Genomic DNA, 17,281 nt, shown 5'->3' with positions numbered 1-17,281 from the left:
CAGCAGTTTCCGGCACAGCGGTAGAGAGGAAAGCATGACAAAGAAGACCATCGCAAAATATGCCCTGTGCGCCCTGGCGCTTGGCCTGGCCATGTTCGGCACGGCCCGCGCTCAGGCCCAGAACCTGGTCATCGGCGGCAAGAACTTCACCGAGCAGCTGCTGCTCTCGGACATGACCGCGCAATACCTGCGCGCCAAGGGTTACGACACCGACCTGAAGAACGGCCTCGGCACGACCCTGATGCGCTCGGCGCTGGAGAGCGGCCAGATCGACATCGTCTGGGATTACACCGGCACCGCCCTGATCGTCTACAACCACATCGAGGACAAGCTCGATCCCGACCAGATCTACCAGAAGGTCAAGGAACTGGACGCCCCGCGCGGCCTGACCTGGCTCAACCAGTCGGAGCTGAACAACACCTACGCCTTCGCCATGCCGCGTGACGTGGCCGAGAAGTACCACATCCACTCGCTGCAGGACCTCGCCAACCGCATCAACGAAGACGACAAGGAAGGCAACAAGCAGCACCTTCTGGGCGTGGACTATGAATTCGCTTCCCGTCCCGACGGCCTGGGCCCGATGCAGGCGCTGTATGGCTTCAAGCTGGATCGCAGCGAAGTCAAGCAGATGGACCCGGGTCTGGTCTACACGGCCCTGAAGAACGAACAATTGTTCGTCGGCCTGACCTACGCCTCGGATGGCCGCATCAAGGGTTTCGACCTGCAGCTGCTGGAGGATGACAAGGGCTACTTTGCCGCCTACAAGGCCACCCCGGTGGTGCGCCAGGAGATCCTGGACAAGAATCCCAAGCTGGCCGAGCAACTGAACGCCCTGGCCGCCAAGATCGACACGGCGACCATGACCGAGCTGAACAAGCGCGTCGACATCGACCAGGAACCGGTGGCCAAGGTGGCGGCCGATTTCCTGAAGCAAGCCGGCCTGATCTGAGGAGGGGACCATGAACATCTTCCAATACCTGCAATCGGACTGGCGCAACATCATCGACCTGACCCTGCAGCACCTTGAACTGGTGGGCATTGCGGTGAGCCTGGCCATTGCCATCGGCGTACCGCTGGGCATCCTGATCGTGCGGGTGCGCTGGCTGGCCGGTCCGTTGATGGGGCTGGCGACCATCGTGCTGACGCTGCCTTCCATCGCACTGTTCGGCCTGATGATTCCGGTGTTCTCGCAATTCGGTGCCGGCATCGGCCCCTTGCCCGCCATCACCGCCGTGTTCCTGTATTCGCTGCTGCCGATCATGCGCAACACTTATCTGGCGCTGGAGAACATTGAAGCCGGCATCAAGGAAGCCGGCATCGGCATCGGCATGACCTTCTGGCAGCGCCTGCGCATGGTGGACCTGCCGCTGGCCGTGCCTGTCATCCTGGGCGGCGTGCGTACCGCCGTCGTGATGAACATCGGCGTCATGGCCATTGCGGCCGTGATTGGTGCTGGTGGGCTGGGCGTGCTGATCCTGCATGCGATCAGCCAGAGCAACATGCAAAAACTCGTGGTGGGCGCGGTGATGATCAGCGTGCTGGCCATCATTGCGGACACCCTGCTGCAACGTCTGCAGAAAATCCTGACACCGAAAGGAGTACAAAAATGATCGAACTGGACCAACTGAGCAAGACCTACACTCAAAAGGATGGCACGCAGGTCAAGGCGGTGGACGCCGTCAGCCTGAAGGTGGCGGAAGGGGAGATCTGCGTCTTCCTCGGCCCCTCGGGATGTGGCAAGACCACCACCCTCAAGATGATCAATCGCCTGATCAACCCGACCTCCGGCCGCGTACTGCTCAACGGCCAGGACACCTCCGGCATCGATGAAGTGGAACTGCGCCGCCATATCGGCTACGTGATCCAGCAGATCGGTCTGTTCCCCAACATGACCATCGAAGAAAACATCACCATCGTCCCGCGCCTCCTGGGCTGGGACAAGAAGCGCTGCCAGGAGCGTGCCACCGAACTGATGGCCATGGTGGCACTGGACCCGAAGAAATTCCTCAAGCGCTATCCGCGTGAATTGTCCGGTGGCCAGCAGCAGCGTATCGGCGTCATCCGCGCACTGGCGGCCGATGCGCCGGTGCTGCTGATGGATGAACCGTTTGGCGCGGTCGATCCGATCAATCGCGAATCGATCCAGAACGAGTTCTTCCAGATGCAGCGCCAGCTGAACAAGACCGTCATCATGGTCAGCCACGACATCGACGAAGCCATCAAGCTGGGCGACAAGGTGGCCGTGTTCCGCGCCGGCAAGCTGGTGCAGTTCGACAATCCGGACACCTTGCTGGCCCGTCCCAAGGATGATTTCGTGAGCGCCTTCGTGGGTCAGGATCACACCCTGAAGCGCCTGCTGCTGGTGCGTGCCGGCGAGGCCGCGACCACCCCGGCCACCGCCCACCCGGACGTATCGTGCGACCAGGCGCTGGCGCTGATGGATGACCAGGATTCGCGCTATCTCACCATCATCGATGCCGACAACCGCGCCTTGGGTTATCTGACCCGCCGTGATGTGCGCGGCAACACCGGCGTGGCCGAGGACATGGTGCGTCCCTTCACCATGAATGCCGATCCGGACGAGAACCTGCGCGTGGTGCTCTCCAAGATGTACAAGCACAGCACCAGCTGGATGCCGGTCATTGCCAACGATGGCAGCTACGTGGGCGAAGTGACGCAGGATTCCATCGCCAGCTACCTGAGCTCCGGCAAGTCGCGCGGGATGGCGATGGCGGCTTGATGGCCCGATTGATGCGATTGCCGATGTGAAGCAAACGGCAAAAACGCAAAGCAGGACATCAAGGCAGCAGGACAGCAGGACAGTAGTAAAGCAGAAGGGCAATGCGCAGGCATTGCCCTTTTTTATTGTGCCTGCTGCAGATCGTCGAGGAAGGCTTGCCGGCGCTCATTCTCGCTCAAGATGTGCGACTCCGACAATGCAGTCTGGCCTGCGGGATGCGGGCCGATGCGAAATGATTTACGCGGTTCGTCCTGACGACTCCATGCTGGAGATCAGCGAGGCCCCGCAGGAGGTCTTGTGGCCCTCGAAGGCGACGGCCTTGCCGTCGATCAGCACGTTGGGATCGCCTTCCACGATGACGCAATCGTGATGGCCGGAGATCGGGCAGCTGCAGTGATCGCCGACGCAGGCGACGGCGCGTCCCATGACGATGGATTTGTCTTGTCCGGTGACGACCTTGCCGCCGTGGCTGGTGGAATCGCCGAGACGAATGATGCCGCGCATGTCAGTGGTCCTTGTGGGGTGAGGTCATTCAAAGGGGCTCCGGCCACTGTGCGTCTTGGCCCACGTAGCTTTGGTGGCTTCATCCGGCGGGCTGACCATGATGATGCTGGCCATGCCGTTCGGGCGGCGGTTTACCGTCGCACTGGCACCGCCCTGGTGATAGCTGGCGATCAGGCCGAGACCGATCTGCACCATGGGTGAACTGGTGCCGGTGTTGCCGATGCGTGCGCCGATGTCGTAGCCTTCCTTGACCTCGTCTGGATGCGGAGCGGAGGTACCCATTTGCATCAGTGCCTGGTTCAGCGGGATGACCCATTGCTTGTTGCCGGTGGTGTCGTAGAAGACGCGTTTGGGTTCTGTGGATTCAGGCAGTCCGGCAATGGCGGCTTCCCAGCCGGCTTTCAGGGCGGCTGCTTGCAGGGCGGTTTTCAGCGGTTGGCCTTTGTCGTCGGTGAGTTTTACGTCGACTGGGCGATGCAGATAGCCGAGCAGGGGGGCGCTGTCGTATTGCTTCAGCTGCCAATCAGTCCATCGCACCGGTATATAAGGTGTTGGCTTGAAATCGCCCGGGCCTTGGTTGCTGATGGTTTTCCAAAGCTCAGGGAGTTGGGCTTGCCACCAGGTTGAGGACATCATGACGCCCGGAGATGGTGTACCTACTCCTGCCGCTTTTTCCTGCTTGTCGTAGAGGGTGTTGAAACTATCCGGGCTGCGGTCATCATTTTTCTTCCAAAAGAAATTCCACAATTTGACGATGTCGTATTCGGTGTCGTTCTTGTTGATGTTTGATCGCTGCTGCACGGCGAATGGCCTGATCAATTTATCGACCCTATCAGACCGGGTCACAAGGAAGGCGGCGACACTGTCTGGCATGGCGGGAATGACATGGCCTACTGCTGGGGTATCTACGTTGCCCGGTGTTTGCATCAGGGAGCGCATCATTGAGCCGTCCGTACTAAACATGAGCGCTGTTGGCACGTCGGGGTGAGTATCGAAGAAGGCGAACAGCTTTTCAATCATGGCTGCACCGTCATAGGTGTTGGCATCCTCCTGCCATAACAGTAGCGTTACACCTAGGCCTGCTTGCTGACGTAGACCAGCGAGGTCTCCGGCAGGGCGAGATGTTTGCTTTGATTTTGGGGGGTACCAGATAATCACGGGAAGAGGCCACTGATCCACTGCATGGCGCGCGCCTCGACCAAACGAGACACTCGTTACCGTGCCAAACATCGATAAGCGTTCATCGGCACTATTTGTGTAATCTTCTGGATTTTGAGACCGATAGCTCTGGTGGTTGTCTGCCTTCTTTTCAAGCATTCGCCATATTTCCTCATCTGTATCTTGTCCAACGACGACACCCATGCCGCGTACCTCGAGCACGAACTTTTTCCCCGTTTGTTCGAGTATCCCTTGTTCACCTGAAGTGGGCGATTGCGGACGTGTCGCTGCCGCCCGCTGCTGCGCAGGCGTCCCTTCCGCCGCACTCGAAGATCGATGCATCCAAAACCAACTTCCCGCATAAGCCAAAACCGCAATTGTGAGCGCGGCTAATACGCCGTTTCGAATACCGCTTCCCATATCTACTGCCTCCTGTCCTGTTGACTGCCAATAACGGTAATCCTCGTTCATGATGTATCCGGTCCACAAAGCTGCTCCGACCAGAAATATCGCCACATAGGGCCAGATACGGGGTTTCATCGTATGTTACCCAGCTGGTAAAAATTCTTGCTGACTTGATCTTGATAAAAGCGCATCTCCATCATTCGCTCTTGAGCTTCTTTATCCTTAACGGCTTGAGACGCCTTGGCGGTTAATTCACTTCTGACTAAGTCCGTCGATGGCATAGTCATCGAAACAAATTGCTCTCCAGGAAACGTGCCTGTCTGATAGTAATCAGCACATGCTTTAATAAAATCTCTGTCTTGCTGCGACAGCCGGTCGGTGAAGGCTTTGTTCTGCGTAATTTTGATGAAAGCCCTTGTATCCATCTTCCAATCCGCAATCCGTATGAAAAGATCACGCCAAACCGGATCATCCAGCGTTACAGCCTGTCTGATCGCGACGTCCATAGCAGTGACCCAGCGGTGATTTTCGGTGGCGTGCAAAATTCCAGAGTGATAGTTGTTATCTTCGTAGGCCTCTTTGTCAGTTGCCATACGTTGTCGCGCGTGCGCGGGGGTCTCTTCGTGCTCCACGATGTAGAACGCTGCGCCTGCTCCGGGAAGCGGAAGCGGAAGACCTGGCCTGATGCGCCAGTTCTGTGATTGCTCGTCCAGTGGTTTGCCGGCATTGAAAGTCGCCTTTGTTTTCTCCAGATCGTAAAAGGGATTCACTGTTCGTTCAAACGTCACCCAATTGAAGCTGGCGTATTGGTTTCCCAGCATGACATTTTTGGAGACGTCGTCCGGAACGATCTTTCCTGCTTGGTCGGAATGCCCCGGTCTGGGGCCTCCAGTCATGCCCTTCACCTCCCCGCCGTATAGGTCAGGTTCGCACGGTGGTTTCAATACTTCGCCGTTGATATAGCGAATGTCTTCTCGTTTGAAATCTTTTTGCAGCGCTGCACTGATGGCGAAATTGGCCGCTCCCCCATCGGGGCCGGGCGTCAACCGCTCGAATTGATCCCGCACCGGGAAACGTCCAACAGCGTTGCCGACAAGAACTTTCTTCCATTTCCCGGTGACGGGATCAGGGCGTTCCATGCGAGTCCACATTCTCTGGAAGAATCGCAGCTTCTCCAAGCGCTTCATGGCTTCCATCGAGTCAGATGTTTTTGCAGCTTGGCCATCTGCTGGGACTTCATCAGGGACGCCGAAAGTCCCAATGCCTCGCACACTTCTCAGGCCCACTACCGTATCTTCCGGGCAGAAGTAGAGGTAGACCTTGCCCCGGTTGTCGCGCTCGTCAAAGGTGATCCACTGCTTCCCGCTCTTGTCCAGTCGCTGGCCTTTGTTCTGGCTCCACTTTGCACCGGCGCGCCCACGACTATTGCAGTGATCGATCATCAGATCCGCCAGATCGTTAATATCGTAAGCGTCGGCAGTAACCGCGTTGACGATGTTGATCAAGGTCTGCAGCTTGGCGTGACCGGTTTGGTTGCAATCGCTGGTCTCGTACAGGCTATAGGGGCTATCGACCATGATGATGCAATCCACACAGCGCTTGCCATTCTCTTTCAAAATGGCCTGGGCCAGCAGGGTCAGGATCGTGCCTTGGCTGTGACCCATGACAGTGATCGTCTCATTTGCTGGTTTCATCCCATGTGCATCCGCAAGAGCAGAGGGCTCGACGGAACGTATCGTACTGATCAGGTGCGCGAGGCGCGTCGCGGCCAGAATGAAGTAGCGTCGGTCCGGTGCGGCAGCGGCATAAAGCGAAGGTCCACCCAGGCTGTTCTTGGTCACGCGGTTGGTGACCCAGTCAGGGCGGAAACCTTTTCCATACATATCGGGAATATTGTTCGTGGCATTTGCAAAGAAGCCACCAGCTTTACCAAAATGTTGGTCAAGTCGGTTCCCATGGAGGTCCTGATATTGACCACGGATCGTCTGAAAGCCGCGGCCGTCGTCAACGCCGCCCTTTACTTCATCGGTATTGCTCTTTCCTTTTGAGTCGAAGCGCGCGATTTCATCGTTGTGCGCGCGGTAGCCCCAGTAGAAGGGGATGAAGATGCTTTTGGTATTCCCAGTAATTTCCTTGCGTTCGTACAGGTACGTGTCTGGATCTGACAAGATCTTTGCTTCGACCACATTTGGATCTTTTTTTTGTTTGAGATTTTTATAGCTTTCTCCATAACTCCCCGCCTTCAAATCCCGCCGATCCAATCTCTCATTAAGCCCCTGACAAAGCCCTTCCTCAACAAAGGAATACACCGCCCCCGGATCATTGACCCCATGAATGAAGATAACAATCCCCGGCAGGTCGGCCGGCACTTCTATCGGCCGGTCACTGCACCGGTTGGCGTGGGAGACCGCTGCACCGCTGGCAGCGACATGGTTGGCATCGTTGCTATCGCCCATGATGATTCCTTGTTCCTTTTTATAACGCAGGTTTCAAAATATCGATCTTGAGTATGCGCATGGCATCATCCTTGACCAATTCAGTCAGCCCGTTCGCATCGCTCTTGCCCTCGATCACCCGGCCATCGTCCAGCGTAATGCGGTACGACTGATTGGCCGCAGCAGGCGCGGTCTCGGCGGACTCACCCGGATAATGCAAACGGAACCGCTGATCCGTCGGCGCATTGCTGAAACTGGTCTTGGCCGCCTGCTGCGTCGACGGACCGCCCCACTGATGGGACGCCGACAGCAGCTTGATGTCGCCCTGGGTCCCCATGGTCACGCCGCCACCGATCTTGATGTAGCTGCCATCTTCCGCCACCAGGCGGATGGTCGGCGCGGTGATCAGGACTTCGTTTTCGTTGGTGCTGATCTTCACGCCTTTCTGCGCATTGGCAGTCAGCGCGGCGTTCTGCGCCTGCAGCAGCACCGGCCCTTCGCCCGCAATTGCCTGGATGCCGGTGCCACGAGAAAACAGCTGCATCCCCTGGCCCGCCGTGGCGTTGAAGCGCTGGCCGCTCATCAGTTGCAGATGCTGTTGCGCGATCTGGTCGATGTTCTCGCCGGCATAGTTCAGCTGCGTCTTGGGCGTCACCGCCACCGAACCCGTCGCCGCGCCGAAGGCCATGATGGCGTGCGCGGCAGAAGGGGCAGAGGCGGCGCTGTCCTGTCCGCCACTGGTGCTGCCCGCATCCCAGTTCCGGAAGGCTCCCGCCAGCGCACTCTGGCCGCCACTGTCGGCCGCCTGGCCGCCGTGCTGGCCGGCATAGTCACCCAAGGACTTGAAGAGTTCGGTGCATTGGCCGAGCAGTTCGTTGAGTTCGTCGCGATCCAGCATCTGCCCCGCCGCCTTGTTGCGCGCATAGGTGGTCAGCAGGATGCCCTGCGCGGCACGCAGAGAGGCGGCGGCGTCGGTGCGCAGCTCGGCCCCTTCGCCGCGCGCCTGGCCGTTGCCGTCCGTGCGCGGCTGGGTCAGGTAGCCCAGGTTCAGTTCGCTGGCCGCATGTTCGCTGGCCAGCTGGCTGCTGATCTGGCCGGGCGTATCGTCAAAGCGCAACTGGTTGTAGCGGTTGGCCTGGATCTCCTTGGTCTTCATCCCCGACAAAAACCGATTGCCCGGCAAGCCGCCCGCATGGCTGAAGGTGGCCGGCTTGTTCGGTCCGTTGTGCAGCACGCCGGTGACGAACATCTTGTCCGGATCGCCGTTGAGGAAATCCAGCGCAACCTCCATGCCCACACGCGGCAAAGTGTCGTGGCCATAGCCATTGCCGGCCCAGCTGCTGCTCACGCGCACATAGGCACTGTCGGCATCGGTGCCGCTGGTGCCCGCGCCCTGGGCGTGCGCGTGATCCTCAGGATTGAGGCCCAGCAACTGGACCTTGATGCGGCCGAGTTCGTCGCAATGCACCTCTTCGTTTTTCGGACCGACCACCCGTGCTGTCATCGGATGAACGCGCGGCAGGTCGATGCGCGGATCATAGGTCGGCGTGAGGGCAACGCCGCGCCGCACGCAGCTGAAGCTGTTTTGATAACGGGTCTCTTCCGTGGCGGAGGTGGCCGACTGCGTGATGAGATCGGGCAGGCCGCTGCTCCAGCGGCTGCTGTCGAAGAGGAGCTGCGCCCGTTCGTTGAGCGCCTTGGGCAGGTTGTTCTGGCCGCGATGATGCAGGCGCGTGACCATGAACTGGCGTTGTTCTGGCGGCAGTTGACTGACGTCCGGGTGGCCCGTCAGCTCGAACCAGCGGCCCACGGCCAGGTCACGCACGCCGCTGCTGCCCTCGACGCTGGCCGCGCGCAGTTCGTGCGACAGCATCCGGGCGGTGGCCAGACGCTGGTAGTCGTCGCTGGAGTCGGCCGCATGGGGCACGTCGATGAAGCTGTCAGACAGCAGCTGGGCCAGGTCATTGCCGGCCTCTCCCTGGTCGAGGATGCTGACCTGCGAGGACTGATCCATCGCGCCGTGCTTGTAGTCGGCACTGGCGCGCTGGACGCTGCCGGAGACGATGTGTTGCGAGGCCGACCACAGCGTGATGCCGTCGCGCTCTTCCGTTGCGGCCTCGCGGTGATAACGCACGATGCCGGCGCTGGCCTGGGGCAGTTTCATCGGATCGTCGCAGAAGACCAACGTGTGGATCGGCAATCCGGCATCGCCGGATGAGGCCGCCTCCTGAGCGCGCTTGCCGGCGGCCGTGAACCAGGCAATGCCTTCGCGGCGGCACAGGCGGCGAATGAAGTCGGCATCGGATTCGTTGAACTGCAGCGTCATCTCGCGCTGGGGATAGCGGCTGCGATCCATGGCGGCCAGGTCGAAATCAAACGCGCGGGCCAGCGCCGGGCTTCGGGTTTGCCATTCCTTGAGCAGGGTGTCGATGATGTCCGGCACGCTCTTGCTGCGGAAGATGCGGGTGTTGACCCGCCTCTCCAGGACGGACAAGGCATCGCGGATCGTCAGCTGATAGGTCGCCAGCGAACCGTCGGATTGCCCGGCCCGGGCATCGGTGATGAGGCCGCAGATCTCGTGCAGGGCACCGCGATCCGTGACCAGCCGCACCGCCACCGGCAGGCCGAGGAAGGTTTTAAGGGGGAGGTCGGAGCGGGTGGACAGGCAGGTCAGGTGTCCTTCGATGCCCGTGTAGAGGCCTTCCCGGATGTCGATCCGCTGTACGACCAGCACCTGTTCCAGCGTGCTTTGCGCCTTGCCCCAGTGCAGCCGGATGGCCCGGTTGCTCTGGTTCAGGGAGGAGGAGGCAAATGCCTGCAATGCGTCGGCCAGATTCATGGCGCGGCTCCGGTCGACGCGGGAATGAATGATGTCGCCATGGTGGCGCTCCCAATTGCAATAGTTTTAATTTTTTGACGCGAGGGACGAACGATGTTGCACAAAGCTCATCAAAGGTCGCTTATCAGACCATGGGAATCTGAAGAAGGTTTCACTTCGGATGTGTGCTGACTGAAATTTTTACTTGGGTCGTGCACAGAATGTCTTTTCGGCGTGCGTGCGAACAAAGTTTGCTGGATCCCGAGCGGGTGGTGCAGGCTTGTCTGCCCGGCGATATCCATGGGCTTGGGCTGGAGATCATCCGTGGCTGCAAGGGGCTCGACATCGTCCCGGCCGACGTGGTCGAGGTGTCGCCGCCCTATGACCAGGCCGCGACCACCGCACTGGTGGCCGCTAATCTGGCCTATGAAATGTTGTGCATCCTGCCGGGCGTGAAATACCGCGCCTGAGTCAGCAGGGTGGATGGGATGTGAAGTTTCAGGCCAAAAAGCAAAATGCCCGCATCGGTTGATGCGGGCATTTTTTTGAGGCAATCAGGCGGGCAGTGTTCAGACCAGCGGCTTGTGCATGAACATGGCCTTGCCAGTTTCGGCTTTGAGTTCGTAACCCTCGAAGCCACAGGCGCGATACAGCGAACGCGCCACGGCATTGCCTTCCAGGACTTCCAGCGTGAGCTTGCAGCAGCCCAGCTGGCGGGCTTGGTCCTCGACCGCCGCCAGCAGCAGCTTGGCCACGCCCTGACCGCGATAGGCAGGCATCACGGCCAGGTCATGCAGGTTCAGCAGCGGCTTGCAGGCGAAGGTCGAGAAACCTTCGATGCAGGTCGCCAGGCCTGCTGGCGTTTCACCATCGAAGGCCAGGAAGACATGGGCAGTGGGACGTTTCTTCAGCTCGGCGGCCAGGTTCTCGCGCACGTAGCCGGAGAGCTGCTTGCCGCCGCCCATGGCGTCGGAAGCGTAGGCATTGAGGGTCTCGAACAGCGCTGCCGCGTGGGCAGCGTTGCCGAGGTCGGCCTTGATGACGGTCACACTCATGTCTTTCCTTTTCTTGTGATGGACGACGAACGATGCTGCCCGGAAAGCGGCTTGAAGCCTGCTTACTTGCCGGCTGCGCGCTGGCCGCCATGGGTCAGGGCCGACGGACGCGGACCACCCTGGCGTTGCGGCTGACCGGCACTGCGCGGCTGGCCGTTGGCATTGGCCGGCTTGGGTGCGCGGTTGGCATTGTTGCCGCCGTTGCCGGCGTTGCCACCATTGCCACGTCCACCCTGGCCACGGGCGGCATTGCCGTTACCGTTGCCATTGCCATTGGCTGCCGCGCGCGGCTTGGCTGCCTGGCCATGGCCGGCGTTGCCGCCAGCCGGCTTCGGTGCCGCCGCATTGCCGTTGCCGGCGGGTTTGCGCGGGGCACTGCGCTGGCCACCGCGTCCGCCACCGTTCTGGTGACGGCCCTGGCCGCTGCGCAGCTGGATCGGCTGCGGCTTGGCGGTCGGGTCCGGTTCGAAACCGGCGATCACTTCCACCGGGATTTCGCGCTTGATGAAGCGCTCGATGTCGTGCAGCAGGTCGCGTTCATCCACGCAGACCAGCGACACGGCTTCACCGGTGGCGCCAGCGCGGCCAGTACGGCCGATGCGGTGGACGTAGTCTTCCGGCACGTTGGGCAGGTCATAGTTGACCACGTGCGGCAGTTGGTCGATGTCGATGCCACGGGCAGCGATGTCGGTGGCGATCAGGGCGGTCAGCTTGCCGTCCTTGAATTCGGCCAGGGCCTTGGTGCGGGCCGACTGGCTCTTGTTGCCGTGGATCGCCATGGCGGTGATGCCGTCGCGGGCCAGCTGTTCGACCAGCTTGTTGGCGCCGTGCTTGGTGCGGGTGAAGACCAGCACCTGCTTCCACTGGTGGGTCTTGATCAGGTGCGCCAGCATCGGGTGCTTCTTGTCGCGGTCGACCGGGTGGATCTTCTGGGCGATCACTTCCACGGTGGAATTGCGGCGTGCCACTTCGATCAGGGCCGGGTTGTTCAGCAGGCTGTCGGCCAGCTTCTTGATTTCGTCGGCGAAGGTGGCCGAGAACAGCAGGTTCTGGCGCTTGGGCGGCAGGGCGGCCAGCACCTTGCGGATGTCGCGGATGAAGCCCATGTCCAGCATGCGGTCGGCTTCGTCCAGCACCAGGATCTGGATGTGCTGCAGGTTCACGGTGCCTTGCTGCATGTGGTCCAGCAGGCGGCCAGGGGTGGCCACCAGGATGTCGACGCCGCGCTTCAACAGGGTGATCTGCGGATTGATGCCGACGCCGCCGAAGATGCAGGCGGAGGTCAGCGGCAAATACTTGCCGTACTGGCGCACGCTTTCTTCGACCTGGGCGGCCAGTTCGCGGGTGGGCGCCAGGATCAGCGCGCGGATGGGCAGGTGGCCGTTGATTTTCTGGCGCGGCATGGCCGACAGGCGTTGCAGCAGCGGCAGGGTGAAGCCGGCGGTCTTGCCGGTGCCGGTCTGGGCGCCGGCCAGAAGGTCACCACCGGAAAGTACGGCGGGAACGGCTTGAGCCTGAATCGGGGTAGGGGAGGTATAGCCTTGTTCGGAAACGGCACGAACGATTTCGTCGGACAAGCCGAGCGCGGAAAATGACATGAGACTCTGAAATTGGGTTTGGCCTGTGGCCCCGTGAGGGCGCCAGTCGCAGGCAAACGGGTTGGAACTTGAGGAGGGCGCGGACTTGACTGGCTATACGCCGCGCAGGCCGCAGTATAACAGCGCAGCCCGCGCACCAAGGGATTTATTTTGAGGAAGCGTGAGGCTCAGCTCATCCTTGTTGCTGCGCCAAAAAGCGCAGCACGTGCGGCAAAACCAGCGCACTTTGCATCAGCCCGCCGAAGTGCGTTACCCCCGGCAGGCTGACGAATTCACCCTGCGGCAACAGCGACGCCGTGCGCTGGACGGCAACATGGCGCGCATCTGCATCGCCACAGAAGAGCAGGCAGGGCAGGTCCATGCGGGTCAGCAGGTCTTCCTGCGAGGGGCGCGGCTGCTGGGCGGCAGCGGCCAGTGCCACCAGGTCGTTGGCGCGGATGAGCATCTTCACCTGCGGCGAGATCTGCTCGTCGAGCAGGCCTTCGAAGGTGGCGATGAAGGCTTCCGGATCGCGTCCGTCGATGCCGTGGAAGCCGTCCCAGCTGCGATCTTCATAGGGATGGGCTGCGCCCAGGATGAGGCTGCGCAGGCGCTGCGGCGCATGGCGCACCAGGCCGTAGCCGACCCAGCCGCCCAGCGAATAACCGAAGAAATGGGCGCGCTCCACGCCCACTGCATCGAGCACCGACAGCGCATCGCGGCAGCGCTGTACCTGGGTATAGGCGGCGGGATCGTGCGGCTTGTCGCTTTGGCCGTGGCCCAGTGCGTCGAAGAGGATGACCTGGAAATGCTCGCGCAGCACCTCCGTGAAGCCGAAGAAGCGCCAGGCTTCCAGGCTGCTGGTGAAACCGTGGTGCAGGAGCAGGGGCGGGCCGTTGCCCTCGATCTGGTAGTGGATCTTGCGGTGGTCGCTGAGGGCAAAGGCCATGTGTATGCGTGCAGGGTTGGTCAGGTTGGATCAGTTCTTCTCGTCGGCCAGCTTCTTGCAGCGGCGCGCCAGCATCTCGCGCGAGCGCGCGCAGATTTCTTCATTGCTGAGGTCTTCGATATGCGTGGCGATCGACCATACATGGCCAAAAGGATCGCGCAGCGTGCCGGAGCGATCACCGTAGAACTGGTTCTGAACGGGGCGCAGCTGTACTGCACCTGCGGCCAGCGCCTGGGTGAAGACGGCATCGACATCGGCCACGTAGACCAGCAGGCTCACGCCTGCACCGCCCAGGGTCTGGGGGCTGAGGAAACCGAGTTCGGGATGTTCGTCGGCCAGCATCACGCGGGCATTGCCGATCTGGATCTCGGCATGCCAGACCTTGCCGTGCGGACCGTCGAGCCGCATGATCTCGGCCGCGTCGAACGCGCGCCGGTAGAAGGCGATGGCCTCGGCGGATGTCTTGACGATCAGGTAGGGGGTGACGCTGTGGTAGCCGGGTGGCAACGCGCAAGTGGCCTGGTCGTCGCTGGCTTGCTGGGAAGGAAGGTTCATGTCGTCTCCTCGGTCTGCGCCGGTAGCCGCACTATAGCAGCAATGCCGGACGCAATGAGGAGACGGTTTAATGCAGGAGAAACGATCCGGCTGAATCAGGCGAATTCAGACAGCAGGTTCACTTGCTGCGCGAAGATCTTCGGGCTGCCGGCGATGACGTCTCCCTTGTAGAGGTAGTCGGAGTCGCCCTTGAAGGTGCCCACGATACCGCCCGCTTCGGTCACCAGCAGGGAGCCGGCGGCGATGTCCCAGGGCTTCAGGCCCTTCTCGAAGAAGCCGTCCAGGCGGCCGGCGGCGACGTAGGCCAGGTCCAGGGCGGCGGCACCCGGACGGCGCAGGCCGGCGCTGTGCTCGGTCATGACCTTGAACATCTTGACGTATTCGTTCAGGCCATCGAGGTCGCGGAAGGGGAAGCCGGTACCGATCAGTGCATCGGCGATCTTGTCGCGCTTGCCCACGCGGATGCGCTTTTCGTTCAGGTACGCACCTGCGCCCTTGAAGGCGGTGAAGAGGTCGTTGCGGGTCGGGTCATAGACCACCGCCTGGGTGATGATGCCGCGCTGCTGCAGGGCGATCGAGACGCAGTATTGCGGGAAACCGTGGATGAAGTTGGTGGTGCCGTCCAGGGGATCGATGATCCAGACGTTTTCGTTTTCATCGTGCAGGTTGTCGGACGCACCCGATTCCTCGGCCAGGATGGCGTGGTCGGGGTAGGCGTTCTTGAGCACGTCGATGATCGCATCCTCGGCTGCCTTGTCCACCTCGGTGACGAAGTCGTTGTGCGACTTCTTCGACACTTTCAGCAGCGACACGTCGAAGGACGCGCGGTTGATGATGGTAGCGGCGCGGCGGGCTGCCTTGATCGCCGTATTGAGCATGGGTGGGATGATCATTCCGATGGTTCCGTTAAAATTGCGGCCACCGAAGACGATGGCTGCGTTGCTCATCGTCGCCATGGCCGACCAGCCAGCCTTCCGCGACAAGCATGCGGAACAGCTGGCCAGGCGAAACCCGGCAGTCAAACCAGTGCGACGATGAAATTAATGAGCGTTGCGCCGCCCGTGGCTGTTATGCTTGCGGGTTTGCCAGGCAGTCCAGGGGCAGTGGCGTCGGTCAAGTCGGCGAACAAAGTCGACCTGGGTTGACAGCCTTGCTGCAATATTGGCGTTTTGCCAACATCTGATCCTGGGGCGCGAATCCCGCTATTTTAAATGAACAAGCAAGTGTCAGGACAATCTCTTTTCAGCCGTTTGCGTTTCGTGCTGGTCAATACCAGCAGTCCCGGCAACATTGGCTCGGCCGCACGGGCCATCAAGACCATGGGCTTTTCGGAGCTGGTGCTGGTCAATCCGCGCTTTCCGGACGCGGTGAAGGAAGATGAAGCCATTGCCTTCGCCAGTGGTGCGCTGGATGTGTTGCAAAATGCACGCATCGTCGGCAGCGTGGAAGAAGCGTTGCAGGGATGCAACTTCGCCGCTGCCGTCAGTGCCCGTTTGCGCGAATTCTCGCCGCCGGTGGTCTCGCCGCGCGAGCTGGCGGGGCAGCTGTCGCGTGATACCGGCTTGAATGCCGCCCTCTTGTTCGGCAATGAACGTTTTGGCCTGCCCAATGAGGTGGTGCAGAAGTGCAATGCCTTGCTCAATATCCCTGCCAATCCGGACTATTCCTCGCTGAACCTGTCGCAGGCGGTGCAGGTGCTGGCTTATGAATGCCGCATGACCGAGCTGGAAGTGCAGGGTGGCCCCATGCAGACCAGCGGCGATGCACGCGCGCCGGGCGAGGTGGGTTTCCATGGGCAGAGCGCCAGCGTGGCCGAGATCGAGGGCATGTTCGCGCATCTGGAGCAGGCGCTGGTGGCCATCGATTTCCTCAATCCCGACAATCCCAAGAAGCTGATGCCGCGTTTGAAACGCATGTTTTCGCGCGCCCAGCTGGAGACCGAAGAGGTCAACATCCTGCGCGGCATCGCCCGCCAGATCCTGGAACCGAAGCAGGCCAAGGCCGGCCGGCAAGAACAAAACGAACAAGGAGAAGGCTGACATGGCCAAGCTGACCCTGGACCGCATCCTGCAATCGCAGGGTTTTGGTTCGCGCAAATATTGCCGCGAGTTGATTGAGGATGGTGAAGTCGTCATCAACGGCGAGGTGGTGGACGATTACCGCGCCACGCCCGATACGAACGGGCTGGTGCTGACCATCTTCGAGGAAGAGTGGGAATACCGCGAGCACGTCTACATCGCCATCAACAAGCCGCAGAACATCGAATGCTCGCGCAAGCCCAGCCATCATCCGGGGGTGTTGACGCTGCTGCCCGAACAGTTCACCTGGCGCGACGTGCAGCCGGTGGGCCGGCTGGATCACGATACGACCGGCTTGCTGTTGATGTCGGATGATGGTGCTTTCATTCACGCGCAGTCCTCGCCCAAGCGCCACGTGCCCAAGGTGTATGCCGCCACCACCGCCGAGCCGGTGACCGAGGCCTTGATCGCGCAACTGAAGGCCGGTGTGCAACTGCATGATGAGCCGGCACCGCTGGCCGCGACCCGTTGCCGCCAACTGGGTGGGAACCTGCTGGAAATCGTGCTGGAGCAGGGCAAGTATCACCAGGTCAAGCGCATGCTCGCCGCCGCCGGCAATCATTGCAGTGCCTTGCGGCGCACTGCCATCGGCGGCTTGCAGCTGGAGGCGCTGGAACTGGAAGAAGGGGAGTGGACTTATCTGGATGCGGAGCAGATGGCGCTGTTGGTGCCGGATGCGGAGTGAACGACAGTTCAGTGGCGCAGCGCTTCTGCTGACATGGTGCGCCGCTCGTGCAGCACCCGCAGAAGACTGAAAACTTCATCCTGCACGCGATAAAACAGAAGATAAGGGAAGTGATCCAGCTGCCACATCCGCAGCGAACGATCCGGCAGCAGGTGGGCATAGCGTCGTGAGCCCATGCCGGGTTGCCGGGTCAGGTTGTGCAGGGTGTGGGTGAGCTCTTCGTTGAAACGTTCTGCCAGGTGCGGCGAGAAGTCAGCGTAATAATCGGAGACGAAGAGGATGTCGCGCTGGGCGACCGGAGACAGGCGGATGCGCATGCGCA

The 17,281-nt window shown here is 60.9% G+C and carries 15 protein-coding genes and 1 pseudogene; 6 read left to right on the top strand and 10 right to left on the bottom strand.

The features are described 5' to 3' along the window. Window positions 1–34 precede the first annotated feature (34 nt). Genes MKD49_RS11685 through MKD49_RS11675 form a run of 3 tightly spaced genes read left to right on the top strand, consistent with a single transcriptional unit; the run spans window position 35 to window position 2,740 of the window. Complete coding sequence (locus tag MKD49_RS11685) at window positions 35–949, top strand: glycine betaine ABC transporter substrate-binding protein (protein ID WP_039786789.1); 915 nt, start codon at window positions 35–37, stop codon at window positions 947–949. A 10-nt stretch (window positions 950–959) separates the two neighbouring features. After that, window positions 960–1,610 carry an ABC transporter permease gene (locus tag MKD49_RS11680; RefSeq protein WP_252696342.1) on the top strand — a complete coding sequence of 217 codons (651 nt, stop codon included), beginning with the start codon at window positions 960–962 and terminating at the stop codon, window positions 1,608–1,610. Continuing rightward, on the top strand, window positions 1,607–2,740 hold the full coding sequence (locus MKD49_RS11675; RefSeq protein ID WP_034329957.1) for an ABC transporter ATP-binding protein: 1,134 nt from the start codon (window positions 1,607–1,609) through the stop codon (window positions 2,738–2,740). Before MKD49_RS11680 ends, MKD49_RS11675 begins: the two co-directional genes overlap by 4 nt. A 237-nt stretch (window positions 2,741–2,977) precedes the next feature. On the opposite strand, the gene MKD49_RS11670 is transcribed toward MKD49_RS11675, so the two are convergent. Genes MKD49_RS11670 through MKD49_RS11655 form a run of 4 tightly spaced genes read right to left on the bottom strand, consistent with a single transcriptional unit; the run spans window position 2,978 to window position 10,081 of the window. Further along, on the bottom strand, window positions 2,978–3,244 hold the full coding sequence (locus MKD49_RS11670; RefSeq protein WP_034329955.1) for a PAAR domain-containing protein: 267 nt from the start codon (window positions 3,242–3,244) through the stop codon (window positions 2,978–2,980). Between the two features lie 24 nt (window positions 3,245–3,268). Further along, window positions 3,269–4,942 carry a DUF2875 family protein gene (locus MKD49_RS11665; RefSeq protein WP_252696341.1) on the bottom strand — a complete coding sequence of 558 codons (1,674 nt, stop codon included), beginning with the start codon at window positions 4,940–4,942 and terminating at the stop codon, window positions 3,269–3,271. After that, window positions 4,939–7,263: a DUF3274 domain-containing protein gene (locus tag MKD49_RS11660; RefSeq protein ID WP_252696340.1), complete on the bottom strand. Its 2,325-nt coding sequence runs from the start codon at window positions 7,261–7,263 to the stop codon at window positions 4,939–4,941. The genes MKD49_RS11665 and MKD49_RS11660 overlap by 4 nt, the downstream gene beginning before the upstream one ends. A gap of 19 nt (window positions 7,264–7,282) precedes the next feature. Then, window positions 7,283–10,081: a type VI secretion system Vgr family protein gene (locus tag MKD49_RS11655; protein ID WP_252696339.1), complete on the bottom strand. Its 2,799-nt coding sequence runs from the start codon at window positions 10,079–10,081 to the stop codon at window positions 7,283–7,285. Between the two features lie 287 nt (window positions 10,082–10,368). Here MKD49_RS11655 and MKD49_RS11650 point away from each other — a divergent pair. Continuing rightward, a pseudogene (locus MKD49_RS11650) lies at window positions 10,369–10,530 on the top strand (arginase family protein); the annotation flags it as partial. Window positions 10,531–10,629: 99 nt separating this feature from the next. Here the strand turns inward: MKD49_RS11650 and MKD49_RS11645 are convergent. The 5 genes from MKD49_RS11645 to MKD49_RS11625 all read right to left on the bottom strand — a co-directional run bounded on the left by MKD49_RS11645 (window position 10,630) and on the right by MKD49_RS11625 (window position 15,089). Then, window positions 10,630–11,115 (bottom strand): GNAT family N-acetyltransferase, encoded by a 486-nt coding sequence (locus MKD49_RS11645; RefSeq protein ID WP_252696338.1) that lies wholly within the window; start codon window positions 11,113–11,115, stop codon window positions 10,630–10,632. A 62-nt stretch (window positions 11,116–11,177) separates the two neighbouring features. After that, window positions 11,178–12,713, bottom strand: a complete 1,536-nt coding sequence (locus tag MKD49_RS11640) for a DEAD/DEAH box helicase (protein ID WP_252696337.1) — start codon at window positions 12,711–12,713, stop codon at window positions 11,178–11,180. Between the two features lie 172 nt (window positions 12,714–12,885). Beyond that, entirely contained in the window at window positions 12,886–13,641 is a 756-nt protein-coding gene (locus MKD49_RS11635; RefSeq protein WP_252696336.1) for an alpha/beta fold hydrolase, read from the bottom strand. 30 nt (window positions 13,642–13,671) lie between these two features. Further along, complete coding sequence (locus MKD49_RS11630; RefSeq protein WP_121039097.1) at window positions 13,672–14,196, bottom strand: VOC family protein; 525 nt, start codon at window positions 14,194–14,196, stop codon at window positions 13,672–13,674. 95 nt (window positions 14,197–14,291) lie between these two features. Beyond that, window positions 14,292–15,089: an inositol monophosphatase family protein gene (locus MKD49_RS11625; protein WP_252696335.1), complete on the bottom strand. Its 798-nt coding sequence runs from the start codon at window positions 15,087–15,089 to the stop codon at window positions 14,292–14,294. Between the two features lie 318 nt (window positions 15,090–15,407). Between MKD49_RS11625 and MKD49_RS11620 the strand changes: the two genes are divergently transcribed. Then, a complete protein-coding gene (locus MKD49_RS11620) occupies window positions 15,408–16,235 on the top strand; it encodes an RNA methyltransferase (RefSeq protein WP_034350140.1) in 828 nt (275 codons plus the stop codon). Window position 16,236: 1 nt separating this feature from the next. Further along, a complete protein-coding gene (locus MKD49_RS11615) occupies window positions 16,237–16,959 on the top strand; it encodes a pseudouridine synthase (protein WP_252696334.1) in 723 nt (240 codons plus the stop codon). An 8-nt stretch (window positions 16,960–16,967) separates the two neighbouring features. Here MKD49_RS11615 and MKD49_RS11610 read toward each other — a convergent pair whose 3' ends face one another. Further along, entirely contained in the window at window positions 16,968–17,276 is a 309-nt protein-coding gene (locus tag MKD49_RS11610; protein WP_252696333.1) for a type II toxin-antitoxin system RelE/ParE family toxin, read from the bottom strand. Window positions 17,277–17,281 lie beyond the last annotated feature (5 nt).

Origin of the sequence: Herbaspirillum sp. WGmk3 (genome assembly GCF_023952535.1) — a bacterium.
GTDB classification, from domain to species: Bacteria; Pseudomonadota; Gammaproteobacteria; order Burkholderiales; family Burkholderiaceae_D; genus Herbaspirillum; species Herbaspirillum huttiense.
This window is presented reverse-complemented; position numbering and strand designations above follow the sequence as displayed.